This is a genomic window from Shinella sp. WSC3-e (assembly GCF_945994535.1).
GTDB classification, from domain to species: domain Bacteria; phylum Pseudomonadota; class Alphaproteobacteria; order Rhizobiales; family Rhizobiaceae; genus Shinella; species Shinella yambaruensis.
In genome coordinates this window covers 377905-402578 of sequence record NZ_OZ000531.1, presented here as the reverse complement: position 1 = coordinate 402578, position 24674 = coordinate 377905, and the positions used below count along the sequence as shown (strand labels likewise).

Genomic DNA, 24674 nt, shown 5'->3' with positions numbered 1-24674 from the left:
TGCCGGCCGGCTTAGCCGAGAACCGCCTTCACCGCATCGGCCGTCGCCTTCACGACGATGTCCGCTTCTTCCCTGGTCAGGCACAGCGGCGGGGCGAAGCCCAGAATGTCGCCCTGCGGCATGGCGCGGCCGATGACGCCGCGTTCCAGGAGGGCGGCGGAGACCTGCGGGCCGATCTTTTTGCCCGGATCGAAGAAGGCGCGGTCGTCCTTGTCCTCGACGAATTCGACCGCCGCCATCAGGCCGTCGCCGCGAACCTCGCCGACATGCTTGTGGTCGCCGACGGCCTTGGCGAGTTCGCTGCGGAAATAGGCGCCGGTGGAGCCGGCATTTTCCACAAGGCCGAGCTCGTCGATGAGTTCGAGATTGGCGACGCCGGCGGCGGCGCAGATCGGGTGCGAGGAATAGGTCCAGCCGTGGCCGATGGGGCCGAGTTCATCCGAGCCCTTCACCAGCACCTCCCAGACCTTGTCCGAGACGATGGTGCCGGAGAGCGGCGCATAGGCCGAGGTGAGGCCCTTGGCGATGGTGATGAGGGCGGGCTTCATGCCGTAGTGGTCGGAGCCGAACATCGTGCCGAGGCGGCCGAAGCCGGTGACGACCTCGTCGGCGATCAGCAGGATGTCGTACTTGTCGAGCACGGCCTGGATCTTCTGCCAGTAACCCTTCGGCGGCGGCACGATGCCGCCGGTGCCGAGGATCGGCTCGCCGATGAAGGCGGCGACGGTGTCCGGGCCCTCGGCAAGGATCATCTCCTCCAGCTTGTCGGCGCAATATTGCGCGAACTGTTCCTCGTCCATCGACCGGTCCGGCCGGCGGAAGAAATAGGGGGCCTCCGTGTGGAGGATCGGCGCGCGCGGCAGGTCGAAGGCATTGTGGAAGAGATGGAGGCCGGTCAGCGAGCCGGTCATGACGCCGGAGCCGTGGTAGCCGCGCCAGCGCGAGATGATCTTCTTCTTCTCCGGCCGGCCGAGGATGTTGTTGTAGTACCAGACGAGCTTGATGTTGGTCTCGTTGGCATCCGAGCCGGACAGGCCGAAATAGACGCGGCTCATGCCCTCGGGCGCGCGGTCGATGATCATCTTGGACAGCGTGATCGAGGCTTCCGTGCCGTGGCCGACATAGGCGTGGTAGTAGGCGAGGTTCTTCGCCTGCTCTGCGATGGCGTCGGCGATCTTCGTGCGGCCGTAGCCGACATTGACGCAATAGAGGCCGGCAAAGGCGTCGAGGCTCGTCTTGCCGTTCGTGTCGGTGATGTAGACGCCTTCGCCGCCGCCGATCACGCGCGTCGGCGTCTCGCCGCGGGCGTGCATGCCCATATGGGTGGAGGGGTGGAAGAAGTGGTCGCGGTCCCAGGCGGTGAGTTCGTTGCGTCGGTCGAGCATGGTCTTTTCCTTTCGAAGTCGGTTGTTTTTAGAGTTCTGGGGCGCGGTTGTCCGATATTTTCACCGTCATTCCCTTTTTCCCATCGTCATCCTCACTCTCCCTCCGTCATCCTCGGGCTTGACCCGAGGATCCACAATCTCGGTAGCACATGGATCCTCGGGTCAAGCCCGAGGATGACGATCGAGAGGTTGGGCACCTCGGGGGCGGGCGCCCGGAGCAGGTGCCCGGAATCAAGCCGGTGGAGACGCGCCCGCGCTCAAGCAGCGGTGTCGATGCAGAGATATTTCAGTTCCGTGAAGGCCTCCATGCCGTGGCGCGAACCTTCGCGGCCGACACCGGATTGTTTCCAGCCGCCGAAGGGGATCGGCCCGCCGGTGATCTTCACGCGGTTGACCGCCACCATGCCGTATTCCAGCGCGCGGGCAAGCCGCATCTGGCGCGCGCCGTTCTCGGTGACCACATAGGCGACGAGGCCGTATTCGGTGTCGTTGGCGCGGGCGATCACTTCCGCCTCGCTGTCGAAGGCGGTGACGGCGGCGACGGGGCCGAAGGTTTCCTCGCGCATGATTAGCGCATCGTCGGAAACCTCGGTCAGAAGCGTCGGTTCGTAGAACAGCGGGCCGGCCTTGTGGCGCCTGCCGCCGGTGAGGACCTTCGCGCCGTGTTTCACGGCGTCGGCCACCTGCTCCTCCACCTTGGCGATGGCGCGCTCGTGCATCAGCGGGCCGATCTCGACATCCGCCTCCAGCCCGGCGCCGACCTTCAGCGCCGCGATGCGGGCCTTGAAGGCCTTGGTGAAGGCGGCAAGGACGGGGCGCTCGACATAGATGCGGTTGGCGGCAAGGCAATCCTGTCCCGATGTGGCGAACTTGGCGTTGACGGCGATGTCGGCCGCCTTCTCGATATCGGCGTCGGCAAAGACGATCAGGGGCGCATGGCCGCCGAGTTCCATGACGAGGCGCTTCATGGTCGGCGCGCACTGGCCGGCGATCAGCTTGCCGATCTCCGTCGAACCGGTGAAGCTCATGGCGCGCACGCGGGCGTCGGCGTTCATGCAGCCGACGATGGTGGCGGCATCGCCCGTCACGACATTGAAGACGCCTACCGGAAGGCCGGCCCGTTCGCCGAGTTCGGCAAGCGCGAGGGCGGAAAGCGGCGTCTCGCTGGAAGGGTGGGCGACCACGGTGCAGCCGGCGGCAAGCGCGGCGGCGGCCTTGCGGGTGATCATGGCGGAGGGGAAGTTCCACGGCGTCACGATGCCGACGACGCCGAGCGCCTCGCGGCGCACGATCATCTCGGCGCCGGGCAGGTGGCTCGTCACGCTCTCGGCATTGAGGCGCTTGCCCTCCTCGGCATACCACTCGATGAAGGAGGCGGCATAGTCGATCTCGCCGCGGGATTCGGCGAGCGGCTTGCCCTGTTCCAGCGTCATCAGCAGCGCGAGGTCCTCGCGCGCTTCGAGGATCAGCCCGTGCCATTTGCGCAGGATCGCGGCGCGCTGCTGCGCCAGCAGGTCCCGCCAGGCGGGGAAGGCCTGCGCCGCGGCCGAGACCGCCTCCGACGTCTGGCCGGCATCGAGCGCGGCGACCCAGGCGAGCGTCGCGCCGGAGGCGGGGTCCGTCACGGCGAAGCTGTCGCCGTCGCGGCCGGCCACCCAGCGGCCGCCGACATAGGAGAGTTCGCGCAGCAGGTGAGGATCGCCCAGGCGGGCGAGCGCTTCGTGGAAAACGGTCCGGGCGAATAGGGCGGTCATGTCGGCCTCCTCTGGCTGTGTCGACGGTGAGTCTGCCAGAGGCGCGGCGACAGATTGTCTATTGCCGGGCTCGGCCGCAGAGACTTTGACCAAACCGACCGCCGGCCATAGACAATCTCTCTACGTCGATATCAGTCCGGGGCCGGCAGCAGCGTCGTCAGCGGCAGCGCGGTCTCCTCCTTCACAGTCTTGGTGACGATGTAGGTGAAGTAGCGGTCGATGCCGAGTTCGCGGTCGAGCAGGTCGTCGACGAGGCGCTGGTAGGCGTCGATGTCGGGGGCCATGATCTTCAGGATGTAATCGACGCCGCCGCCGACGGACCAGCAGGCGACGATCTCCGGTGTTGCCGCCACCGCGCGCTCGAAGCGGTCGAAATCGGCCTGCCGGTGGTTGGCCAGCGTCACCTCCATCATGACGCTGGCGACCGGCGCCAGGCGCCGCACCGCGACGCGCGCATGATAGCCCGTGACGATGCCCGCCTTTTCCAGCTTGCGCAGCCGCAGCCAGCAGGGCGTCGGGGATAGGCCCGCCTTTTCCGCCAGCGCCAGCTTGGTGATGCGCCCGTTCTCCTGGATCGCCTCCAGGATGCGCAGGTCGATGGCGTCGAGTTTCATGCGGTCGCCCTCCGGGCGGATATCATGTCAAAGCCGAGAAAAAGACCATGGAAAGGCATTTTGGCGTTGTCAATTGAACTGAATTTGAGCACTGTTGAAATCATGACAAATTGGCGACCCGATATATCCCAATTGCGCCGGCCGGCCTACCTTTCTCTCGCCGAGCAGATCGCCCGCGCCATCCAGGAAGGGCTGCTGCCCAACGGTACACGCCTTCTGCCACACCGCAAGCTTGCCGACGACCTGAAACTTTCCGTGCAGACCGTCAGCCGCGCCTATGACGAGCTGATCCGCCGCGGCCTGATCTCCGGCGAGATCGGCCGCGGCTCCTTCGTGCAGACGCGGCCGAAGGAGCCGGAACCGCCCTACCTGCCCGAGCGGCTCGGCGAGCTGGTCGACCTGTCGATCCTGAAACCCGTCTGCGAGCAGATCCACCTGGAGCGCATGCGTGAGGCCTTCGGATGGCTCGCGGAAAACCTGCCGTCGAGCTCGGCGCTCTCCTTCCGCCCCAACATGGTCTTCCCGCGCCACCGGACCGTCGCGGCCGAATGGCTGGCGCGCTGCGGGCTCGACATCTCGCCGCTCAACATCAGCCTCACCAACGGCGCGACGTCGGGCATGACGGTGGCGCTGATGAGCGTCGCCCCGCCCGGCGCGACCGTTGCCACGGAGGCGATCAGTCACCACACGCTGGTGCCGCTTTCCACCTATCTCGGCCTCCATCTCGAAGGCCTGCCGATCGACCGCGACGGCATGATCCCCGAGGCGCTGGACGAGGCCTGCCGCAAGGGCGTCATTCGTGCCGTGTTCCTGCAGCCCTCCGTCATCAACCCGGCCGCGACGCTGATGAGCGGAGAGCGCCGGCAGGCGCTGGCCGAGGTGGCGCGGCGCCACGATATCGCGATCATCGAGAACGACATTCTGGGGCCGCTCGTCGAGGAGAGGGCGCCGCCGCTCGCCGCCTACGCGCCGGAGCGCACGCTCTACGTGACGAGCTTCACCAAGATCACGGTGCCGGGCCTGCGCATCGGCTATCTCGCCGCGCCCGACCGCTATGTCGCGGCCGTCGCCAACCGGCACCTCGTCTCGAACTGGATGGCGACGCCCTCGATCGCCGAGATCGCCACGCGCTGGGTCGGCGACGGCACGGCGATGGAACTCGTCACCTGGCAGCGCCGGGCGCTGGCGGCGCGCCACGCCATCGCGGAGGAGATCTTCGCGGGCCTGCCCTATCGCTCGCATCCGCAGAGCCTGCATGTCTGGCTGCCGCTGCCGGAAGGGCATACGGAGGAGGGTTTCGTCTCGCAGGCCCGCCTGCGCGGCGTCGCCATCGCGCCCGGCTCCTCCTTCCGCACCGCCGACCAGGGCTGGCAGCCCGCCGTGCGCATCTCCCTCGGCTCGACGACGGAGCAGGAACTTCGCACGGGCCTCGGCATCCTGGCTTCGCTGGCCAGCGGGAACCCGGAGGCGCTGCTGCTCGCGATTTGAGTGCGGATGCCCGCGAAATGGGCGGTGAAACAATAATTGTCATGAGATTATTATCTACATTGACATGATTTCGATCGCCGCGCATCGTTAGGCCAACACGGTCTCGACAGGGAGAGACATGCATGGCCGCACCCATCATCCGCATCGACAATATCGTGAAGCGCTACGGTCCCTTGACCGTGCTCGACGGGTTGTCGATGGAGGTGCTGCCGGGCGAGAAGCTCGCCCTCATCGGCCCCTCCGGCTCCGGCAAGACGACGATCCTGCGCATCCTGATGACGCTGGAGACGATCAGCGACGGCCATATCGAGGTCGACGGCGACCAGCTCTACCACATGCCGAAGAACGGCGGCCTCGTGCCGGCGGACGATCGCCACCTGCACAGGATGCGCGAGAAGATCGGCATGGTCTTCCAGCACTTCAATCTCTTCCCGCACAAATGTGTGCTCGACAATGTCACGCTGGCGCCAATGCTGACCAAGGGCGCGGCGAAAGCCGCGGCCGAGAAGCGGGCGATGGAGCTTCTCGACATGGTGGGCCTTGCCGACAAGGCGAGGAACATGCCCGCCCAACTGTCCGGCGGACAGAAGCAGCGTGTCGCCATCGCCCGCGCCCTGGCGCTCTCGCCGAAGATCATGCTGTTCGACGAGGTGACCTCGGCGCTCGACCCGGAACTGGTCGAGGAGGTTCTGAACGTCATGCGCAAGCTCGCCTCCGAGACCGACATGACCATGCTGCTCGTCACCCACGAGATGGGCTTCGCCCACGATTTCGCCGACCGCATCCTCTTCTTCGATCGCGGCAAGATCGTCGAGGAGGGCAAGCCGGACGAGATTTTCCGCAATCCCAGGCAGGAACGCACGCAGACCTTCCTGCGCAAGATCATCGCGGCAGGGCACCGCGTCTGAGGATCTTCCTCGGAAACAAGGCTCCAAGCAACAACTAGAGACAGCCAGAGGAGTTCGGAACAATGAGCATCAGGACGTTTTTGACCATGGCCGCCGGCGCAAGCGCGCTCGTCGCCATCGCCGCCGCTTCCCCCGCTACGGCCGATGACGGTAAGCTGGAGGAACTGAAGGGACAGGGCTTTGCCCGCGTCGCCATCGCCAACGAGCCGCCGTTCACGGCGGTCGCCGCCGACGGCAAGGTTTCGGGCGCGGCGCCCGACGTCGCCCGCGAGGTGTTCAAGCGCCTCGGCGTCGGCGACATCGTCGCCTCGATCTCGGAATATGGCGCGATGATCCCGGGCCTGCAGGCCGGCCGCCACGACGTCATCACCGCCGGCCTATTCATGAAGCCGGAGCGTTGCGCCGCCGTCGCCTATTCCGAGCCGATCCTGTGCGATGCCGAGGCCTTCGCGCTGAAGAAGGGCAATCCGCTCGGCCTCAAGAGCTACAAGGACATCGCCGACAATCCGGATGCCAAGATCGGTGCGCCGGGCGGCGGCACGGAAGAGAAGCTGGCGCTCGAAGCCGGCGTGCCGCGTGACCGTGTCATCGTCGTGCCGGATGGCCAGAGCGGCCTGAAGATGCTGCAGGACGGCCGCATCGACGTCTATTCGCTGCCGGTCCTGTCGATCAACGACCTCGTCTCCAAGGCGAACGATCCGAACATCGAGGTCGTCGCGCCGGTCGAGGGCGCCCCGGTCTATTGCGACGGCGCGGCCTTCCGCAAGGGCGACGAGGCGCTGCGCGATGCCTTCGACGTCGAGCTCGCCAAGCTGAAGGAATCCGGTGAATTCGCCAAGATCATCGAGCCCTACGGCTTCTCCGCCGCAGCGGCCATGTCGACGACGCGCGAAAAGCTCTGCGCGGCGCAGTAAGAATGGTGGATCTGCCCCTCATCCCGCTGCCGCGACCTTCTCCCCGTAGACGGGGAGAAGGGGCTGGTGGCCAGGCTTTCCCGTCATCGCGTGCTTTGGTGGGCGGGGAGCCGGCTCCTGTTCTGACTTCTCCCCGCTTGCGGGGAGAAGGTGCCGGCAGGCGGATGAGGGGCGATGCTCCGTTGACGTTAACGTGGAACACACCATGACCGACTGGTCCGGCTATATAGGCTTGATCCTGCAAGGCGCGCTGGTGACGCTTCAGCTCACCGTGATGGGTTCGGCACTCGCCCTCGTCATGGCCTTCGTCGCCGGGCTCGGGCGCGTCAGCCGCTTCATGGCGGTCCGGGCGCTCGCCACCACCTATATCGAGTTCTTCCGCGGCACCTCGATCTTCGTGCAGCTCTTCTGGGTCTATTTCGTGCTGCCCTTTGCCGGCGTCACGCTCTCGCCGCTGCAGGCGGGCGTCCTGGCGCTCGGCCTCAATGTCGGGGCCTACGGGGCGGAGGTGGTGCGCGGCGCGGTCAAGGCGATCGGGCGCGAGCAGCGCGAGGCCTGCATCGCGCTCAACCTGACGCGCGGCCAGGCGATGCGCCACGTCATTCTGCCGCAGGCGCTGCCCCTGATGCTGCCGACCTTCTGCAACAATGCGATCGAGCTCCTGAAGGGCACGGCCGTCGTCTCGCTGATCTCGCTCACCGACATGACCTTCCAGGCCCAGGTGGTGCGCGCGCAGACCGGCAACACGCTGATCCCCTTCGCCACCATCCTCGTGCTCTACTTCCTGATGGCGCTCGCCATCTCCACCGCCATGCGCTGGCTGGAACGGCGCGTCACCCGCGGCCTCGATGGTGTGAGGACCTGACGATGGAATGGGACTGGAATTTCGTCTGGGAGATCATGCCGACCCTGCTCCAGGGCCTGAAGATCACCTTGCTGGCGACCGTGCTCGGCGCCGCCGTGGCCGCCGTGATCGGCCTCGTCTTCGCGATCCTGCGCATGACGGCACCGAAGCCGATCGCCAGGGCCACGGGTTTCGTCGTGGAATTCATCCGCGGCACGCCGCTGCTCGTGCAGCTCTATTTCATCTTCTACGTGCTGCCCGATATCGGCATCCGCCTGCCGGCGCTGCTCGCCGGCGTCATCGGCCTCGGCCTGCACTACGGCACCTACGCGGCGGAGGTCTATCGCGCCGGCATCGAGAACGTGCCGCGCGGGCAGTGGGAGGCGGCGAAGGCGACGAACCTCACCAGCCGCCAGACCTGGATCCACGTCGTCCTGCCGCAGGCAATCCCGCCGATGATCCCGGCGCTTGCAAACTACCTGATCGCCATGTTCAAGGAGACGCCGCTGCTCTCCGCCATCACGGTGCTGGAGCTGATGAACCAGGCCAAGAGCGTCGCCAACAGCAGCTATCGCTACATCGAGCCGATGACGCTGGTCGGCGTGTTCTTCCTGATCATGAGCCTGATCTCCGTCGTCTTCCTGCGCTGGCTGGAAGAGCGCTACGCCCGGGTGGAGGAACGCTGATGCAGACCCTTGATCTCTCGCTGGCCTCCCGCGCGCCGAAACTCGACGATCGCCCGTTGGAAAAACGCGTCGGCCTGATCATCCTGGCGACCGACCACACGACGGAGGTGGATTTCCAGCGCATGGTGGCAAACGGACGGATCGGCGTCTATGCGACGCGCATTCCCTACGCCAATCCGGTGACGCCGGAGAACCTCGCCGCCATGCAGCCCTCGCTGACGGCGGGCGCGGCGCTCATCCTGCCGGATGAACCGCTGGATGTCGTGATGTATTCCTGCACCTCGGCCTCGGTCGTCATCGGCGACGCGGCAGTGAAGGCGGCGATCAAGGCGGCCAAGCCCACCGCCACGGTGGTGACGCCGACCGCTGCCGCGGTTTCCGGCCTGAAGACGCTCGGCGCGAAGCGGATTTCCGTCCTGACGCCCTATACGCTCGAAACAAGCCGGCCGATGGCCGACTATTTCCTGGCGCTCGGCTTCGACATCGCCCGATTCACCTGCCTCGGCCTTTCCGACGATCGGGACATGGCACGGATTTCCCCGGAAGAGATCGTCGCCTTCGCGAAGGAGGCGACGGCGCCGGATTGCGATGCGCTTTTCATCTCCTGCACCGCCGTGCGCGCGGCGGGCGTGGCGGCGCAGATCGAGGCGGCCATCGGCAGGCCGGTCGTCACAAGCAACCTCGCCACCGCCTGGGCGTGCCTGCGCCTTTGCGGCGACGAAACGGCTCGGCCGGCGCTCGGCCGGCTGATGACGCGCGCCTATCCGGGACGGTGACGCATGACGAAGACAGACCTTCCCGTGACATTGGCGGATATCGAACTGGCTGCCCGGCGTATCGACGGCCGCGTGCTGCGCACGCCCTTCGTCCCGTCGGCGTCGCTGACCGAACGCTGCGGCGTGCCGGTCGGCCTGAAGCTCGAACACCATCAGACGACGGGCAGCTTCAAGCTGCGCGGGGCGACGAATGCCGTGCTGTCGCTTTCGGCGGACCAGCGGGCGCGCGGCGTCGTGGCCGCCTCGACGGGTAATCATGGGCGGGCGCTTGCCTATGCCGCGAAGGCCGAGGGATCGGTCGCGACGATCTGCATGTCGCGGCTCGTGCCGGAGAACAAGGTCGCGGAGATCCGCCGGCTCGGCGCGGACGTGCGCATTGTCGGCCGGTCGCAGGACGAGGCGCAGGTCGAGGTGGACCGGCTGGTCACCGAGGCCGACCTGGTCATGGTCCCGCCTTTCGACAATGCGGCGGTCGTGGCGGGGCAGGGCACACTCGGCCTCGAGATCGTCGAGGCGATGCCGGATGTCGCGACCGTTCTCGTGCCGCTGTCGGGCGGCGGGCTGGCGGCGGGCGTTGCCGCGGCGGTGAAGGGACGCGTGCCGAAGGCGCGCGTCATCGGCCTCACCATGGAGCGCGGCGCGGCGATGAAGGCGAGCCTCGATGCGGGGCGGCCGGTCGCGGTCGAGGAGGTGGCGAGCCTTGCCGATTCGCTCGGCGGCGGCATCGGCCTCGACAATGCCGTGACCTTTCAAATGTGCCGCGCGCTGCTCGACGAGGTTATCCTCCTGTCGGAAGCGGAGATCGCGGCCGGCATGCGCCATGCCTATGGCGAGGAGCGCGAGGTGATCGAAGGAGCGGCGGCGGTCGGCATCGCGGCACTGCTTTCCGGCCGACTTGGCCGGCTGGATGGCCCGGTGGCCGTCATCCTTTCCGGCCGGAACGTGGACATGGGCCTGCACAAGCGGGTCCTTGACGGCGTGGCCGATCCCTTTACGGAGGACAGAACGTGACGCGGATGAAGATACTGACGGAAGCGGAGCTGCGGCGCATCGTTCCGCTCGACCTTGAAGCCATCGCCTGCGTGGAGGACGCCTTCCATGCGCTCGCCACCAAGGCCGTCGCCATGCCGCCGATCCTTCGGCTCGACATTCCCGAGCACCGCGGCGAGGTGGACGTGAAGACCGCCTATGTGCCCGGCCTCTCCGGGTTCGCCATCAAGATCAGCCCCGGCTTCTTCGACAATCCGAAGATCGGCCTGCCGAGCACCAACGGCCTGATGGTGCTGTTCTCGGCGACGACCGGCCTCGTCGAGGCGGTGCTGCTCGACAACGGCTACCTGACGGATGTGCGTACCGCCGCAGCCGGTGCCGTCGCCGCCCGGCACCTCTCGCGTCCGGATGCGACGGTCGCCGTCATCTTCGGTGCCGGCATGCAGGCGAAGCTGCAACTGGAGGCCTTGTGCCTCGTCCGGCCGATCCGGGAGGCCCGCCTCTGGGCGCGCGACGGAAAGAAGGCGGAGGCGGCTGCGTTGGAACTGACGGCAAGGCTCGGCCTTCCCGTCCGCGCCGAGGCCGATGGCCGGGCGGCGGTCGATGGTGCGGATATCATCGTCACCACCACGCCCTCGGAAACCCCTGTCCTCAAGGCCGAATGGCTCCAGCCCGGCCAGCATGTCACGGCCATGGGCTCGGATGCCGAGCACAAGAACGAGATCGAGCCGGCCGTCATCACGGGCGCCGGCCTCTATGTCGCCGACAGCCTCAAGCAGACGCGCCGGCTCGGCGAACTGCACCACGCCATCGCGGCGGGGCTCGTGACGGAGGGCGCGGGCTTCCCCGAACTCGGCGAGATCATCGCCGGGCGCAAACCGGGCCGCAGCGGCCCCGAAGAGATCACCGTGGCGGACCTGACCGGCACGGGCATTCAGGACACGGCTATCGCAACGCTTGCTGCCGCCCGCGCGGTAGCGGCGGGCGCCGGCACGGCCTTCGAGAGTTGAGACCGGCTTTTCGCCGGGTATAGAGGAAAAACCGATGAAACAAGCGAACCTGAAGTTCTCACTTCCGGAGTATGAGGCGCGCCTTGAGAAAACGCGCAGGGCCATGGAAGCCAGGGGCATCGACGTCCTGATATGCAGCGATCCTTCCAACATGAACTGGCTAACGGGCTATGACGGCTGGTCCTTCTACGTGCACCAGTGCGTCGTCGTGCCGCCGACGGGCGAGCCGATCTGGTACGGCCGCGGACAGGATGCCAACGGGGCGAAGTTCACCGCCTATCTGAAGCACGAGAACATCATCGGCTATCCCGACAACTACGTGCAGTCCACCGAGCGCCACCCGATGGACTATCTCTCGGCCAAGCTCGCCGAGCGCGGCCTCGACAAACTGACCATCGGCGTCGAGATGGACAATTACTGGTTCTCCGCCGCCGCCTTCGCCTCGCTGCAAAAACACCTGCCGAATGCCCGCTTCGTCGACGCCACCGCGCTCGTCAACTGGCAGCGTGCGGTGAAGAGCGAGACGGAAATCAAGTACATGCGCAATGCCGCGCGCATCGTGGAAAAGATGCACCAGCGCATCTTCGACAGGATCGAGGTCGGCATGCGCAAATGCGATCTCGTGGCCGAGATCTACGACGCCGGCATCCGCGGCACGGACGGCATCGGCGGCGATTATCCGGCCATCGTGCCGCTGCTCCCCTCGGGCGTCGAGGCCTCCGCGCCGCATCTCACCTGGGACGACCGGCCGATGAAATCGGGCGAGGGCACCTTCTTCGAGATCGCCGGCTGCTACAACCGCTACCATGTGCCGCTCTCGCGCACCGTCTTCCTCGGCAAGCCGACGCAGGCCTTCCTCGATGCGGAGAAGGCGACGCTGGAGGGCATGGAGGCGGGCCTTGCGGTGGCGAAACCCGGCAATACCTGCGAGGATATCGCCAATGCCTTCTTCGCGGTGCTCAAGAAATACGGCATCGTCAAGGACAACCGCACCGGCTACGGCATCGGCGTCTCCTATCCGCCGGACTGGGGCGAGCGCACCATGAGCCTGCGCTCCGGCGACCGGAGCGAACTCAAACCCGGCATGACCTTCCACTTCATGACGGGCCTCTGGCTCGAGGACATGGGCTTCGAGACGACGGAGAGCATCCTCATCACCGAGACCGGCGTCGAATGCCTCGCCGACGTGCCACGCAAGCTTCTCGTGAAGGATTGAACCATGGCGGACCGCACGCTTCGTCCGTCGCCGATCAGCCCCACCGTCGATTTCTCGGCCGAGGGCGTGCAGCACGGTTTCCTGCGCCTGCCCTACAGCCGGGACGATTCCGCCTGGGGCTCGGTGATGATCCCGGTGACGACAATCAAGAACGGGGAGGGGCCGACGGCGCTCCTCACCGGCGGCAACCATGGCGACGAATACGAGGGGCCGATCGCGCTCTTCGACCTCGCCCGCACGCTGAAGGCGGAGGATGTGACCGGCCGCGTGATCATCGTGCCGGCGATGAACTACCCGGCCTTCCTGGCCGGCACGCGCACCTCGCCGATCGACAAGGGCAACATGAACCGCAGCTTTCCGGGCGCGCCGGACGGCACGGTCACGCCGAAGATCGCCGACTACTTCCAGCGCATGCTATTGCCGCTCGCCGATATCGTGCTGGACTTCCATTCCGGCGGCAAGACGCTCGACTTCCTGCCCTTCTGCGCCGCCCACATCCTGCCGGACAAGGCGCAGGAGGCGAAGGCCTTCGCGCTGGTGCGTGCCTTCGGTGCGCCCTGGTCGATGAAGATGCTGGAGATCGATGCGGTCGGGATGTACGACACGGCGGCCGAGGAGATGGGTAAGGTCTTCATCACCACCGAACTTGGCGGCGGCGGCACGGCGACGGCGAGAAGCGCCGGCATCGCCAAGAAGGGTGTGGCGAACGTGCTGAAGGCGGCGGGCATCCTCAAGGGCGCCGTCGAGGCGTCCGGGACGACCTGGCTCGACATGCCGGACGGCAACTGCTTCTCCTTCGCCGAGGACGGCGGCCTCATCGAGCCGCTTTACGACCTTGGGGACATGGTGCAGGCCGGCGCCGTCGTCGCCCGTATCCATCCCGTCGGCCGTACCGGCGTGGAGCCGCTGGAGGTGAAGGCAAGGATGGACGGCATCCTCGCCGCCCGCCATTTCCCCGGCCTGGTCAAGCCCGGCGACTGCGTCAGCGTCCTCGCCGCCGTCGTCGCGTGAAACCCTGGTATCGTCGCCGCAGACCATTTTTGCGGCGACGTCCGGGGTGGTCCTGCGGCAGCGCTTTCCCTGGACAAAGGCAGCCGTCGAACATTTCCTGCTATCGTCAGAACCGCTCCTCGTTCTCGCGCGCCAGTGCTGCGAATGCATCCGAATCGGCAATGTACCGCTGCCCGGCGTCGTCCCAGCGATAGGTCACGGCGATGGTGCGTGTTCCCGGTTCTGGAGCGGTTGCATCGCCGCATTGCTCTCCGGAGCCTACCGTGCGTTCGGTCACGGTGGCCTCCATATCCGCGAACGGCGCTCCCGTCCCCTGCCGGATGTCGAGCCGCTGCGTGCGCTCGAAGGCGCATGCCCTGTCGTCCAGCGTGGAAATCCTGTCGATGAGTTCGAAGCGGTCTTCGCGCAGGAGTACCAGGGCCGTGGTCGCATAGCCCTGGCTGGAATTGAAATGGGTGCTGCGGGTGACCAGCAGATCGTCACCTTCGCCGACCGCAAGCCGACCCGGTTCGGCAAAGGATGTCCAGCGGTCGAAGGCGACATCGGCGGCGTCGAGAAGCCTCGGCTCGCCCGTGACGTCGAAGAGGGCAAGTACGGCAAAACCGGAGGCGCTGTCCCGCGCCTGGCCGAAATCCAGAAGCAGCACCATCCGATCCAGACCACCGGAGCGCGCCGGAAGAGCCGCAAGCTTCAGAAGTTCCGTCGCCTCTGGTCCGGCACTGCTCCACGCTTCGCCGCCAATGTGGCGGACGTCGATTGCCTCGTCGCCGGAAGACGCCTCGCCGTTTGCGGCGATCCGGGGCACGACGAGCCGGATGAGGTCGGCAAAGGTCACATCCTTCCTGCCGGCGACCGAATCCGCGAGATCGGGAAACGACGCCGGTTCGGCGAACGCGCGATCAGCCGGCGCCCATGAGATCGCCAGCGCGATCAGCGCCATGCGCAACAGAACAACCATCGTGACGGCTCCCGTGGGATCAGCGTACGAAGAATAGCTTTTTTGGCGGCCCGATAGGAGCGCCATCGAGCGCGAGCCTGCCTTCCTGTCCCGTTGTGGAGCTCCTGCAGAAGTCTTGGTGTAAAGCCTGCATCATCCCTCGGTTCGCGTGTCATGCGGTCGATTTCAGGTTCGGCTCGATGAGGTTGCCGTTCACGGCCTTCTCCACTAGCCGGTGAGCCGGGTCAGATCGGAAACCCGCACCTCATGATGCTCGACGAATTCCGGCCGATCGAGCAGATACTGGTCATCCTCGGGATAGTAACGCGCGACGCCATAGTCATGGCCGGCAAAGCGGCGGACGGCGTCGAGATCCGTCCACCAGCTGATGGTCGAAATCTCGCTGGTGCCATCGCCGAGCTCGCGCAACACGATCTGGTAGCCAAGGTTGCCCTCGGTCTCGGCATAATGACCAGCGCCCGTCTTCTCCACGTACTGGACGTATTCTTCCGCCTGCGCGGTGCGGATGCGAGCCGACCATTTTCTGAGGATCATCTTTCCTGCCCCTATGTTTCGGTGTCCGGCAGACTTTCGCCAGCGCGGGGTCGAGCGCGAGCACTATATCACATCCGGCGTGTCCTGGATGGCGTTGGCTACAGGGTGGCAGATAGTGAGCGGGCGACTGCGCATCGGCAGTTGCGGGCCTGCTGACCGACGAGCCATCGGCGCTATGCCGATGGCTCGTCATCATTCGTCCTGGATCGACTTCTTTACTGTCGTGTCTCGATGGGAATGAGGATCTCGGCAGGCAGCCCATATTTCTCGGCCAATGCCTTGAAGCGGCCGTCCTGTTGCTGGACCGCCAACCCGTCGGCGATGACCTGGAGCATTTCCTTGTTGCCCTTGGCGACGACCATCCCGGTATAGATGTCCGTAATGACGGTTTGGACGATTTCCATCGACGCTTCCTTCTGGATTCGTGCGTTTGCCGCGACCGCGTCATCCATTACGAAGTCCATGCGGCCGGTCAGGATCTGGCGATAGGCGGATTCAGCGGAATCGGCGGGCCGGTAGTCGATTGCGGTCAATCCATTCTCGACGCATTTCTGGCTTTGGCGCTGAAGGGATTGCGCGGACGAACCGCTCATGTTTGCCGAACCGACGAGGCCGCACACGTCGTCGAGCTTCGCGATCTTTTTCGGATTGCCCTTCGGCACGATCACGCTCTGGCCGGCACGCGCGTAGAGAACGAAGTCAGCCTTCTCGGCGCGCTCGGGGCGGTAGTTGACCGAGCCGATCATAAGATCGGTCGAGCCGGCAAACAGCGTCGGGAGCAGGCCGGACCATGCGCCTTTGTAGTATTCATACTTGAGGCCGGCACAGTCCATGACGTTCTGAATCAGTTCGGCTTCGAAGCCGATCATCTCGTCCGGGTTGTCGGGGTCGGAATAGGCGAACGGCGGCTGCGCCGGCGACGCGGCGATTTTCACGACTTTGCCCGCGAAACCGGGGTACTTCTCAGCGACTTTCCCGGGTTCGCACTGAGCGGCGCTTGCAGCGGAGATCGCGGTGCCGAAGAATGCTAGGCATGCAAATGGCAACAACATACGTTTCATGACATTCTCCCCTTTTTTCTATAACTAGTATACTGGTTTAATGGTAACGCGATGTCAAGCGAGGCGGCCGTGGAAAGTGATTTTCGGCTGTTGCGAACGGAAAAGCCGTTGCGGCGGATCACTCGCCGCCGCCTGCCTGAACCGGATTGGGCCGACGCTTCTCGATCGCGTATTTCAAGAGAGCCGCGCTGCGGAAGATGCCGTGGGCGAACTTGCCGTAGGGCAATGTGAGGAAGAAGCCCATGACGAACCCGAGATGGACGGCGAGAAGCAGCGGCATTGCGGCGGTGTCTCTCCATGCCAGGAGCGCGAGCCCTGTCAGGCTCACGAAGAACAGAAGCGCTATGAAACCTCGATCCATCGTTTTCTGCGTCTCATCGGCCTGCATCGGATTACGCCGGATATTGAGCCAGAACAGCCCCGCGGGGCCGATCAGGAGGCCGATGCCGCCGGCGGTGCCGAGGAGGACCGGCAGGCTGAGGATCGGGTAGGGTGCCTCCATGGCGAACAGGTAGTGGTACAGGGTCGCGACCGACGTCGAGGCAAAGCAGAGCATGAACCCGTAGAACGTAAAATGGTGAAAGCGGCGCCGCCAGAGCGTGAACGCGTCGTCTTCATTGTTGCAGCCGTCACGGTGGCCCCCGTCGAGATACTGAAGCGTCAGGACAGCCCGGGCCGCTTCTCCTGCAGCGTTTGGAAGGGGCACGGGCTTTCCCGGCTCGGATACCTGCCTCCAGAACCGGATGACCCCGATCGCCAGCGCCAGAACAGAAAAGCCGAAGGCGGCACCAAAGAGGACGGCGAGGAGGTTGTGGGGGAAGATCGCGTAGAATTGCCCCTCGAGGCCATGCACGAACAGGCTGCCCTGCATCAGGATCGCACCGACAAGGAACGCCGCGACGCCAAGGCTGACAGCCATGGCGACGGTCAGTCCGTTGCGGCGGTAGAGCACGCCGAGGGATTTCGGGAAGGCATATTCGACATAGGTGTCGCGCCGTACCTGCGCCAGTGTCTTCGGCACGTTGACGCCGAACTCATGCGGAGGCGCGTACTGGCATGCATAGAGGCAGGCGGAGCAGTTGTGGCATAGATTGGCCAGGTAGTGCGCATCGGCCACGTTGAAGTCGAGCCGGCGTGTCATGGCTGGAAACACTGCGCAGAAGCTTTCGCAGTAGCGGCAGGCATTGCAGATATGCAGGATGCGGTCGACCTCCGCGGCGTTCGTCTCGAGTTCGCGCTCGGCATCCGATGCGAGCCTTTCCAGGTCTTCAATTGCGGCCATTTCGAACGCCCTCCATTATGCCGGCCTGCCGAGCGCGGCGGCCGCGGCCCGGGTTCCGGCGATCCGCCCGAAGGCCGTGCCTATGCTCATGCCGACCCCGGCGGTGTAGCCTTTTCCGAGCACATTACCGGCCATCATCTCGCCGGCGACGAAGAGGTTGGAGCTCGGCTTGTTGCCGAACCGCACCGCGGCCGTGTCATCCACTTTCAGCGAAAGGTAGGTGAAGGTGATCCCCGGCCGCAGGGCATACCCGTAGAAGGGTGGCGTATCGATCGGCAGAGCCCAGTGGGTCTTTGCGGGTACGACGCCCTCCGTCCGGCAGTCGTCGAGGATCGTGTGATTGAACGTACCCGGCCGGCAGGCTGCATTGTAGCTGTCCAGCGTGCGCATGAAGACCTCGACCGGCACGCCGAGCCTGGTCGCCAGTTCAGGCAGGCTGTTGGCTGTGATCCCCGGGAATACCGGAGGCATGAAGCGTCCGATCACCTTCCTGTCGATGATCGAATAGCCGATCTGGCCTGGTTGCTGGGCAACGAGACGTCCCCAGATCGCATATCGTTTTGGCCAGAAGTCCTCGCCTTCATCGTAGAAGCGTTCACCATCGCGATTGACGACCACGCCGAGCGAGACGCAGTCGATGCGGGTGCAGATGCCTCCGTCATAGAGTGGCGCGCGCGCATCGATCGCGACGCAGTGGCCCTGCGACGGATCGCCGATCATGTCGGCTCCGGCCCGCATCATGTCTTTGAGGAGGACCCCCTGATTGAAGCGGGTCCCGCGGATCAGGAAGTTGTCGGCCGGCCATTCGCCGCGATCATTGCGGCCCCAGGCCTCCCGCAGCCATTCCCGGTTCGATTCGAAGCCGCCGGCGGCCAGCACGCAGGCCCTGGCGGTGATCAGTTCCCCGCTTTCCGTGCGAGCGCCGACGAAGCGATCGCCGTCGAGCACGATCCCGGCCACCGGCGTTTCGTAGCGAACACGGACACCAAGGGCCTGGGCGCTTCGATAATAGGCATTGACGAGCGCCTTGCCGCCGCCCATGAAAAATGCGTTCGTCCGGGCAACATGCAGCGCGCCCGATAGCGGCGGCTGAAAGCGCACGCCGTGGCGGCGCATCCAGTCCCGGCAATTCGAGGAGGCGCGGATAACAAGACGGGCGAGATGTTCGCTGGTCTCGCCTCCCGTCACCTTCAGCAGGTCCTGCCAGTATTCCTCTTCCGGATATGCCTCGACAAGGACGTCCTGCGGCGCGTCGTGCATGCAACGCAGGTTGCGGGTATGCTGGGAGTTGCCGCCGCGCCACTCCTTCGGCGAGGCTTCGAGCATCAGCACCGAGGCGCCCGCCTCGCGCGCCATCAGCGCCGCACACAATGCCGCATTGCCGCCTCCGATGACCAATACGTCAATCACGATGAAATCCTCACTTCGTGTTACCCGGAACCTCCCATTCGAGGGCACGGGTCATCGGCCGCCCTTGGATGTCCAAGGAACGAGACCATTCACAGTCGGCAGTTTGAGAGGACCCCTCCCGGGGGTGTGCCTGCTCCCTGCACGGCGGAGCGGACCGTCTGCCCGGCGGTCCTGTGTCAGTCGCGCCGGTCGACCATGCGCAGGAACTGCTTCGTGCGTTCCTCTTTCGGGTTGGTCAGCACCTCGCGGGCCGGGCCGTCCTCGACGATCACGCCCTTGTCCATGAACACCACCCGATCGGCGACGTCGCGGGCAAAGTTGATTTCATGGGTCACGACGATCATCGTCATTCCTGCTTCGGCAAGGCTGCGCATGACGGCAAGGACCTCGCCGACGAGCTCGGGATCGAGTGCCGAGGTCGGTTCGTCGAACAGCATGAGCTTGGGTTCCGTGGCGAGCGCACGGGCAATCGCAACGCGTTGCTGCTGGCCGCCGGAAAGGCGCATCGGCAAGTGGTCCGCATGCTCTTCGAGGCCGACGCCCTTCAGCAACTGCATCGCGCGTTCGCGGGCCGCCTGGGGCTTCATCCCGTAGACCTGGATCGGCGCTTCCATGATGTTCTCGAGCGCCGTCTTGTGGTCGAAGAGATCGAAGCTCTGGAAAACCATGCCGATCTTCGCATCCGCCCGGGCCTTGGCCAGGTGCTTGGTGGGCACGAGCTTGCCGCGTTTGCGCTCGTAGCCGACATGCTTGCCTTCGACCAGGATTTCGCCGTCGTTCAGGACTTCGAGGTGATTGATCAGGCGCAGAAGCGTGCTCTTGCCGGAGCCGCTGGCGCCGAGGATGGCGACGACCTCGCCCGGATGGACCTCGAAGTCGACGCCTTTGAGAACTTCGAGGTCACCCCTTCCGCGCAGGTGATACGCCTTGTGCACGTTCTTGCAGATGACGAAGGGTGTATCGGCCGTCTCGCGTGCGCTCCTTGACGCACTGGCCGCGAGCACCTTGATGATGGAGTTGTCGTCGGGCTTGGCGGGCGCGGGTTTCGAACTGTCGGCGGCCATGGTTCCGGCGCCGCCTGCCGCTCCGCCATCGTCTGCATCGACGACCTCGTAGTGCTGGGTGCGCACGCCGGTGACCCAGCGCTCCCAGATGGACGGCTGTTTGCTGAGGCTGCGCAGCTCCGGATCGAGCCGGCGCTCGATGACGAGCTGGCCGAGCGATATCAGCGTCGTCGTGAAGAGATAGAGCGATGCGGCAGCGATGAAAACCGTGAAGAAGTCGAAGTTTGTCGCGACGATCTGCTGTGCGCGGAACGTCAACTCGTTCACGAAGACGACCGAGGCGAGCGATGTTCCCTTCAGCATCGATATCGTCGCGTTGGATATCTGCGGGGTGATCGACCGGAGCGCCTGGGGAATGATGATCCTGCGCAGCGTTATGAACGGGCCCATGCCGAGCGCCGAGGCAGCCACGGACTGGTTTCGCTTCACCGACAGGAGCCCGCCACGGATAAACTCCGCCGCAAAGGCCGCTTCGTTCAGGGCGAAACCGATGACCGCCGTCGTGAACGGATCCAGCCGGATTCCCAGCCGGGGCAACGCATCGAAGATAAAGATCAGCTGCAGCAGGATCGGCGTACCGCGCATGATCCAGATATACACCCACGCCACGCCGCTGATGGCCGGATTCTTCGACATCCTCATCAATGCGAGGGCCAGGCCCAGCGCCAGGCCGCACACCATGGCAAGCGCGGTAATCTGGATAGCGATCCAAAGGCCCGTCAGCAGGTTCACGCTTGTGAGGTATTTCACGATTTCCATGACATGTTCCCTTATCGTTATTAAGGATACTAGTATAACTAATATCCTTGTCAATCGGGATTATGATCGAGACATTGCGAGGTGCCGGGCATGCGCAACCCGGATGAGCGATTGAGACCCCGCAGGTCTAGAAGTCGACAACCACGCCCGCGCCCTTTTCCAGGGCCCGCCGGTAGACATGGCGGGCGATGACCAGATCCTGCACGCCCACGCCCGTGGACTTGAACACGGTCAACCTGTCTGCAAAGGTCCTGTGGTCGAGCTTGCCGTCCGCAAGGTCGCCGATCTCGGCGACAAAGTGATCGGCATCGTAGAGGCCCTCGGAAATGGGAATGAGATAGTCGCCGGCTTCGGCCATCAGCGCGTCCTTGCTCTCGATGAAGATCGCGGCCGCGGCCATGGTCGCGCTGTCCACCTCTCGCTGATCCTTGCGATGCGCTCCGAGCGCGGAAACATGACAGTTTGCGGTCAGCCATTCGCGTTTGATCACCGGATCGTGGGACGTAGTTGCCAGCGACACGAGGTCCGCGCCGCTTACCGCCTCTTCGTTCGATGCGCAGATCGTCACGGTGATGCCGGTTTTCCGCTCCACGACCCCGCGAAACCGTTCCGCAGCTTCCCGGTTCGGATCATGGACCGTGATCCGCGACAACGGACGGACTGCGGCCATGACTTCCGCTTCCGCCTGACCCATCGGTCCGCAGCCGAGCACCGCAAGGTGCGAAGCCTTCGGTGAGGAAAGGAACTTCGCGGCGAGCGCGGAGCAGGCAGCGGTACGATACATCCCGAGCAGGGTTCCGTGCATGACCGCCAGAAGCCGCCCTTCCGTGTCGCCGAGGGCGATGATCTGCGTCAGGTGACGGGTGCCATCCACGTCCCGGAGCGTGGGATGACTGAAACCGAGCTTTGCACTGAACAGTTCTTCACCGGAGAGATAGCAGGGAAGGCTCGCCAGAAGGCCGCCTGTCCTGCTGGAAAAAACCCGGGTCCTCAGCGGCTGCACCGCCTCGCCCCTGCTCAACGCGGCCATCCCGTCGCCAATCTCGTCGACCAGCTTGTCCAGCTCAAGGCAATCGAGCGTGGCGGCCTTGTCCAAAATCAGTACCATTTGATCTCCTATTGAATGGGCGGCGCCACGAGATTGCCAAGATGGCCGACACGGCTCACCGGCTCGTCGGACGCTTCGATGTCGAGTGGCCGTTCAAACCGGACGGGCGCGAATGGATCGAGGCTGACCGTCGGGGTTTCGCCGAGAATCGCCTGCGCCAGGCTCTCGGTTACCGACGGCGCGATCGCCATGCCGTGGCCGTTGAAACCAGTCGCAATCCACAGGCCGGAGACATGCTCGGCCGGTCCGATCATGGCGCGGCCGTCGGGCGTGAGGTCGAAGAGCCCGCTCCAGCTGCGCACGATATGCGCGTCCTTGAGGGCCGGCACCAGCCGTATCGTCTCCCTGGAGATCGCTTCGATCTTGCTCGGTTCGACGCGTTGCGGCGCATCCGGAGCGATGTCGCTGGCCGGGCCGAGGCCGAGCAGCAGCGTTCCGCTGGCGGTTTGACAGAAGCTTATTCGTGGCGAGGCGCAGCGAAGGTAGGGCCCGGTTACGAAGGGCAGCTTCTCCGTCACCAGGATCTGGTGGAGCGCGAGGCTGATCGGAGTCTTGATTCCAAGCGGTTCGAGGAGGCGGACACTGTCGCCGGCAGCCGCGACGAGAATGCTCTCCGTCGCTATCCGGCCGGCACTGGTTTGAACGGCCGTAACCTTGCCGTCGTCGTATTCGATCAGGTCCGCGGCAGTTCCGCGAAGGAAGCGGACACCGGCGAGCTTGGCTTGCCGGGCGGCCTCCCATGTGGCCAGCTGCCCGTTGACGTGCCCGTCCTGTGTCGTCAGGAAACCGGCGACGATGTCCGGCGAAATATGGGGAACGAGTTCGCGAAGGGCAGCGCCCTCGACGATATGCGCATCGAGACCGATCGCCCTATGGCGGTCGACTTCGATCTGGAAATCGGCGGTGAGGGTCTCGTCATAACTCACCAGCAGGTTGCCGGTCACTCTGTACTCGACCGTCGTCCGGGCGCTTTCTTCGAAGTCCTGCCAAAGGACAAGCGACCGGTTGATGAGATCGCGCTCGACGGCTTCGCGCAGCTGGACACGCACGTTTCCGCGGTTTCGGCCTGAGCCGTTATGCGCGATCTCGGCCTTTTCGACGACGCAAACCTGTTTGCCTGCACGGGCGAGGTGCAGGGCGGTCCAGCAACCGATGATGCCACCCCCTATGACCACGAAGTCAGCGCTCTTGAGATTGGGTGAGTTCGACATTTCCTTCTCGGTCTCCGTCGGCGCGCCATTCAAGTCATGCGCCTGTTTGCGAGAATAGTGTTAAGAACGCCGTGCCCGCGACGGTCACACGGGCCAGAAGATCGCCTTTGACTGGAGATACTGCCGCAGGCCGTCCAGACCCTTTTCACGCCCGAGGCCGCTTTGCTTGTGGCCTTGGAACGGCGTGGAAATCGAGAGGTTCTTGTACGAGTTGAGCCAGAGCGTGCCGGTTTGAAGCCTGGTGGCGATCTTCCAGGCGCGTTCGATGTCCCGTGTCCACAGGCCGGCTGCCAGTCCGAACGCGCTGTCATTGGCCTGCGCGATCAAGTCCTCGTCGTTCTCGAAGGTGAGAATGACGCCGACGGGCCCGAAAACCTCCTGTTGCGCAATGTCCGAACGGTTCGAAAGGCCGTTCAGGAGGGTCGGCGGATAATAGGCGCCGGCGGCGAGTTCCTCGTCGGTCGGCAGGGCGCCGCCGGTCAGCAGATTTGCGCCGGCGGCCACGGCACGGCTGACATGGGCGTGAACGGTGTCTCGATGGGCGAAGCTCACCAAGGGGCCGAGATGCGTACCGGTGTCCGCGGGGGATCCGAGCCGTAGGGATCGGGCGATGCCCACGAGCGTTGCGGTGAACGCGCTCGCGATCCGCCTTTCGATGAAGATCCGCGATCCCGCGACACAGCTCTGGCCCGCGCCGGAAAAGATGCCCATCGCGACGGCGTTGGCCGCCTTTTCCAGATCCGCGTCGGCGCAGACGATATGCGGGGACTTGCCGCCGAGTTCGAGAACGACGGGCTTGAGCTGGCGCGCGGCCTCCGCTGCGATGTGCCGCCCGCCGGCCGTGCCGCCGGTGAAGCTGATCATGTCGATACCGGGATGGGACACCATCGCGCGACCGAGCTCGATCCCGCCGGTCAGGACCGATACGATACCGTCGGGGAAACCGGCCTCCCTGGCCAGGGACGCATATTCCAGCCCGATGAGCGGCGTCACCTCCGACGGCTTCAGTATGACGGCATTGCCGGCAGCCAGGATCGGAGCCAGTTTCTGCGCCTCCAGCGTGGCCGGCGAATTCCAGGGCGTTATGGCGCCGACCACACCGACGGGAACATCGACCGCGATATTGAGATAGGCGCCCCGGGAAGGAGGAACCGTGCCCTCCATGGTCTCGCAGGCGGCCGCGTAATAGCGAAAGGTGTTCGCGGCACTTTCCAGAAGGGCGCGACATTCCGCGAGCGTCTTGCCGTTGTCCACCATCTGAACATGGGCAAGCCGCTCGCGATCACGATCGATGAGCTCACCCATCTTGTGCAGCATGCGGGCGCGCAGATGCGGCGCCAGGCCCGCCCAGGACGGTGCGGCGACAGCCTCGCGGGCCGCCCGTACCGTTTCGTCGAGGTCTTCCGCCGAAGCGGACGACAGGACCTCGATGACATCCCCCGTTGCCGGGTTTCTGCTTTCGAGCGGTACGCCGCGGCCCTCGGTCCACACGCCTGCTGAGAAGAATGGTCGAGTTGCCATGAAGTGATTTCCTCTGGAGGTCGCCGGTGGGCCTGTCATTCCAATGTTGTATATGATACTAGTGCACTCATTAATCGCTGGCAAGTTCCAAAATTCCGTTGACATTACTTATACCAGTATACTAGTAATTTGAAAAGCCTTTAAGCCGGCCAACGGCTGGGGCGGCCCCC

22 protein-coding genes are annotated in these 24674 nt (G+C 65.0%); 10 read left to right on the top strand and 12 right to left on the bottom strand.

Annotated elements, in window-relative coordinates; genetic code table 11:
- Positions 1 to 11: 11 nt before the first annotated feature.
- The 3 genes from AABF56_RS25055 to AABF56_RS25045 all read right to left on the bottom strand — a co-directional run bounded on the left by AABF56_RS25055 (position 12) and on the right by AABF56_RS25045 (position 3753).
- Complete coding sequence (locus AABF56_RS25055; protein WP_272807723.1) at positions 12 to 1385, bottom strand: aspartate aminotransferase family protein; 1374 nt, start codon at positions 1383 to 1385, stop codon at positions 12 to 14.
- 257 nt (positions 1386 to 1642) lie between these two features.
- Entirely contained in the window at positions 1643 to 3139 is a 1497-nt protein-coding gene (locus AABF56_RS25050; RefSeq protein WP_272807724.1) for an NAD-dependent succinate-semialdehyde dehydrogenase, read from the bottom strand.
- Between the two features lie 131 nt (positions 3140 to 3270).
- Positions 3271 to 3753 carry an Lrp/AsnC family transcriptional regulator gene (locus AABF56_RS25045; RefSeq protein WP_064332869.1) on the bottom strand — a complete coding sequence of 161 codons (483 nt, stop codon included), beginning with the start codon at positions 3751 to 3753 and terminating at the stop codon, positions 3271 to 3273.
- A gap of 102 nt (positions 3754 to 3855) precedes the next feature.
- On the opposite strand from AABF56_RS25045, the gene ehuR reads away from it, so the two are divergent.
- From ehuR to doeB, 10 genes are all read left to right on the top strand, one after another.
- On the top strand, positions 3856 to 5241 hold the full coding sequence (ehuR, locus tag AABF56_RS25040; RefSeq protein ID WP_443021171.1) for a MocR-like ectoine utilization transcription factor EhuR: 1386 nt from the start codon (positions 3856 to 3858) through the stop codon (positions 5239 to 5241).
- Between the two features lie 122 nt (positions 5242 to 5363).
- Positions 5364 to 6149: an ectoine/hydroxyectoine ABC transporter ATP-binding protein EhuA gene (ehuA, locus tag AABF56_RS25035; RefSeq protein WP_272807725.1), complete on the top strand. Its 786-nt coding sequence runs from the start codon at positions 5364 to 5366 to the stop codon at positions 6147 to 6149.
- Between the two features lie 62 nt (positions 6150 to 6211).
- On the top strand, positions 6212 to 7063 hold the full coding sequence (ehuB, locus tag AABF56_RS25030) for an ectoine/hydroxyectoine ABC transporter substrate-binding protein EhuB (RefSeq protein ID WP_272807726.1): 852 nt from the start codon (positions 6212 to 6214) through the stop codon (positions 7061 to 7063).
- Positions 7064 to 7268: 205 nt separating this feature from the next.
- Complete coding sequence (gene ehuC, locus AABF56_RS25025) at positions 7269 to 7928, top strand: ectoine/hydroxyectoine ABC transporter permease subunit EhuC (protein WP_272807727.1); 660 nt, start codon at positions 7269 to 7271, stop codon at positions 7926 to 7928.
- A 2-nt stretch (positions 7929 to 7930) separates the two neighbouring features.
- The gene (gene ehuD / locus AABF56_RS25020) at positions 7931 to 8593 is read left to right on the top strand and encodes an ectoine/hydroxyectoine ABC transporter permease subunit EhuD (RefSeq protein ID WP_272807728.1); all 663 of its coding nucleotides are present in this window, start codon (positions 7931 to 7933) and stop codon (positions 8591 to 8593) included.
- The gene (gene eutA, locus AABF56_RS25015; RefSeq protein WP_443021172.1) at positions 8593 to 9369 is read left to right on the top strand and encodes an ectoine utilization protein EutA; all 777 of its coding nucleotides are present in this window, start codon (positions 8593 to 8595) and stop codon (positions 9367 to 9369) included. Before ehuD ends, eutA begins: the two co-directional genes overlap by 1 nt.
- A gap of 3 nt (positions 9370 to 9372) precedes the next feature.
- The gene (gene eutB, locus AABF56_RS25010; RefSeq protein ID WP_272807729.1) at positions 9373 to 10380 is read left to right on the top strand and encodes a hydroxyectoine utilization dehydratase EutB; all 1008 of its coding nucleotides are present in this window, start codon (positions 9373 to 9375) and stop codon (positions 10378 to 10380) included.
- Complete coding sequence (eutC, locus tag AABF56_RS25005) at positions 10377 to 11369, top strand: ectoine utilization protein EutC (RefSeq protein WP_272807730.1); 993 nt, start codon at positions 10377 to 10379, stop codon at positions 11367 to 11369. The genes eutB and eutC overlap by 4 nt, the downstream gene beginning before the upstream one ends.
- A gap of 34 nt (positions 11370 to 11403) precedes the next feature.
- Positions 11404 to 12585 (top strand): ectoine hydrolase DoeA, encoded by a 1182-nt coding sequence (doeA, locus tag AABF56_RS25000; protein WP_272807731.1) that lies wholly within the window; start codon positions 11404 to 11406, stop codon positions 12583 to 12585.
- Positions 12586 to 12588: 3 nt separating this feature from the next.
- Positions 12589 to 13596 (top strand): N(2)-acetyl-L-2,4-diaminobutanoate deacetylase DoeB, encoded by a 1008-nt coding sequence (doeB, locus tag AABF56_RS24995; RefSeq protein ID WP_272807732.1) that lies wholly within the window; start codon positions 12589 to 12591, stop codon positions 13594 to 13596.
- Between the two features lie 106 nt (positions 13597 to 13702).
- Here the strand turns inward: doeB and AABF56_RS24990 are convergent, their stop codons facing one another.
- The 9 genes from AABF56_RS24990 to AABF56_RS24950 all read right to left on the bottom strand — a co-directional run bounded on the left by AABF56_RS24990 (position 13703) and on the right by AABF56_RS24950 (position 24609).
- Positions 13703 to 14554, bottom strand: a complete 852-nt coding sequence (locus AABF56_RS24990) for a hypothetical protein (RefSeq protein ID WP_272807733.1) — start codon at positions 14552 to 14554, stop codon at positions 13703 to 13705.
- A 207-nt stretch (positions 14555 to 14761) separates the two neighbouring features.
- Positions 14762 to 15088 carry a hypothetical protein gene (locus AABF56_RS24985; RefSeq protein ID WP_244766375.1) on the bottom strand — a complete coding sequence of 109 codons (327 nt, stop codon included), beginning with the start codon at positions 15086 to 15088 and terminating at the stop codon, positions 14762 to 14764.
- 215 nt (positions 15089 to 15303) lie between these two features.
- Complete coding sequence (locus AABF56_RS24980) at positions 15304 to 16149, bottom strand: transporter substrate-binding domain-containing protein (RefSeq protein ID WP_272807734.1); 846 nt, start codon at positions 16147 to 16149, stop codon at positions 15304 to 15306.
- 118 nt (positions 16150 to 16267) lie between these two features.
- Positions 16268 to 17431 carry a tricarballylate utilization 4Fe-4S protein TcuB gene (gene tcuB, locus AABF56_RS24975; protein ID WP_272807735.1) on the bottom strand — a complete coding sequence of 388 codons (1164 nt, stop codon included), beginning with the start codon at positions 17429 to 17431 and terminating at the stop codon, positions 16268 to 16270.
- 15 nt (positions 17432 to 17446) lie between these two features.
- Positions 17447 to 18841 (bottom strand): FAD-dependent tricarballylate dehydrogenase TcuA, encoded by a 1395-nt coding sequence (gene tcuA / locus AABF56_RS24970; RefSeq protein ID WP_288084773.1) that lies wholly within the window; start codon positions 18839 to 18841, stop codon positions 17447 to 17449.
- Between the two features lie 176 nt (positions 18842 to 19017).
- Entirely contained in the window at positions 19018 to 20664 is a 1647-nt protein-coding gene (locus AABF56_RS24965) for an amino acid ABC transporter permease/ATP-binding protein (protein WP_272807737.1), read from the bottom strand.
- Between the two features lie 127 nt (positions 20665 to 20791).
- Positions 20792 to 21772 carry an ornithine cyclodeaminase family protein gene (locus AABF56_RS24960; protein WP_272807738.1) on the bottom strand — a complete coding sequence of 327 codons (981 nt, stop codon included), beginning with the start codon at positions 21770 to 21772 and terminating at the stop codon, positions 20792 to 20794.
- A gap of 8 nt (positions 21773 to 21780) precedes the next feature.
- Positions 21781 to 22983 (bottom strand): NAD(P)/FAD-dependent oxidoreductase, encoded by a 1203-nt coding sequence (locus tag AABF56_RS24955; RefSeq protein ID WP_272807739.1) that lies wholly within the window; start codon positions 22981 to 22983, stop codon positions 21781 to 21783.
- Between the two features lie 84 nt (positions 22984 to 23067).
- Complete coding sequence (locus tag AABF56_RS24950; protein ID WP_272807740.1) at positions 23068 to 24609, bottom strand: aldehyde dehydrogenase family protein; 1542 nt, start codon at positions 24607 to 24609, stop codon at positions 23068 to 23070.
- Between the last annotated feature and the right edge of the window lie 65 nt (positions 24610 to 24674).

Coding starts and splice junctions, on each gene's coding strand:
- AABF56_RS25055 (WP_272807723.1), bottom strand. CDS start 1,385: ATGCTCGACCGACGCAACGAACTCACCGCCTGGGACCGCGACCACTTC.
- AABF56_RS25050 (WP_272807724.1), bottom strand. CDS start 3,139: ATGACCGCCCTATTCGCCCGGACCGTTTTCCACGAAGCGCTCGCCCGC.
- AABF56_RS25045 (WP_064332869.1), bottom strand. CDS start 3,753: ATGAAACTCGACGCCATCGACCTGCGCATCCTGGAGGCGATCCAGGAG.
- ehuR (WP_443021171.1), top strand. CDS start 3,856: ATGACAAATTGGCGACCCGATATATCCCAATTGCGCCGGCCGGCCTAC.
- ehuA (WP_272807725.1), top strand. CDS start 5,364: ATGGCCGCACCCATCATCCGCATCGACAATATCGTGAAGCGCTACGGT.
- ehuB (WP_272807726.1), top strand. CDS start 6,212: ATGAGCATCAGGACGTTTTTGACCATGGCCGCCGGCGCAAGCGCGCTC.
- ehuC (WP_272807727.1), top strand. CDS start 7,269: ATGACCGACTGGTCCGGCTATATAGGCTTGATCCTGCAAGGCGCGCTG.
- ehuD (WP_272807728.1), top strand. CDS start 7,931: ATGGAATGGGACTGGAATTTCGTCTGGGAGATCATGCCGACCCTGCTC.
- eutA (WP_443021172.1), top strand. CDS start 8,593: ATGCAGACCCTTGATCTCTCGCTGGCCTCCCGCGCGCCGAAACTCGAC.
- eutB (WP_272807729.1), top strand. CDS start 9,373: ATGACGAAGACAGACCTTCCCGTGACATTGGCGGATATCGAACTGGCT.
- doeA (WP_272807731.1), top strand. CDS start 11,404: ATGAAACAAGCGAACCTGAAGTTCTCACTTCCGGAGTATGAGGCGCGC.
- doeB (WP_272807732.1), top strand. CDS start 12,589: ATGGCGGACCGCACGCTTCGTCCGTCGCCGATCAGCCCCACCGTCGAT.
- AABF56_RS24990 (WP_272807733.1), bottom strand. CDS start 14,554: ATGGTTGTTCTGTTGCGCATGGCGCTGATCGCGCTGGCGATCTCATGG.
- AABF56_RS24985 (WP_244766375.1), bottom strand. CDS start 15,088: ATGATCCTCAGAAAATGGTCGGCTCGCATCCGCACCGCGCAGGCGGAA.
- AABF56_RS24980 (WP_272807734.1), bottom strand. CDS start 16,149: ATGAAACGTATGTTGTTGCCATTTGCATGCCTAGCATTCTTCGGCACC.
- tcuB (WP_272807735.1), bottom strand. CDS start 17,431: ATGGCCGCAATTGAAGACCTGGAAAGGCTCGCATCGGATGCCGAGCGC.
- AABF56_RS24965 (WP_272807737.1), bottom strand. CDS start 20,664: ATGGAAATCGTGAAATACCTCACAAGCGTGAACCTGCTGACGGGCCTT.
- AABF56_RS24960 (WP_272807738.1), bottom strand. CDS start 21,772: ATGGTACTGATTTTGGACAAGGCCGCCACGCTCGATTGCCTTGAGCTG.
- AABF56_RS24955 (WP_272807739.1), bottom strand. CDS start 22,983: ATGTCGAACTCACCCAATCTCAAGAGCGCTGACTTCGTGGTCATAGGG.
- AABF56_RS24950 (WP_272807740.1), bottom strand. CDS start 24,609: ATGTCAACGGAATTTTGGAACTTGCCAGCGATTAATGAGTGCACTAGT.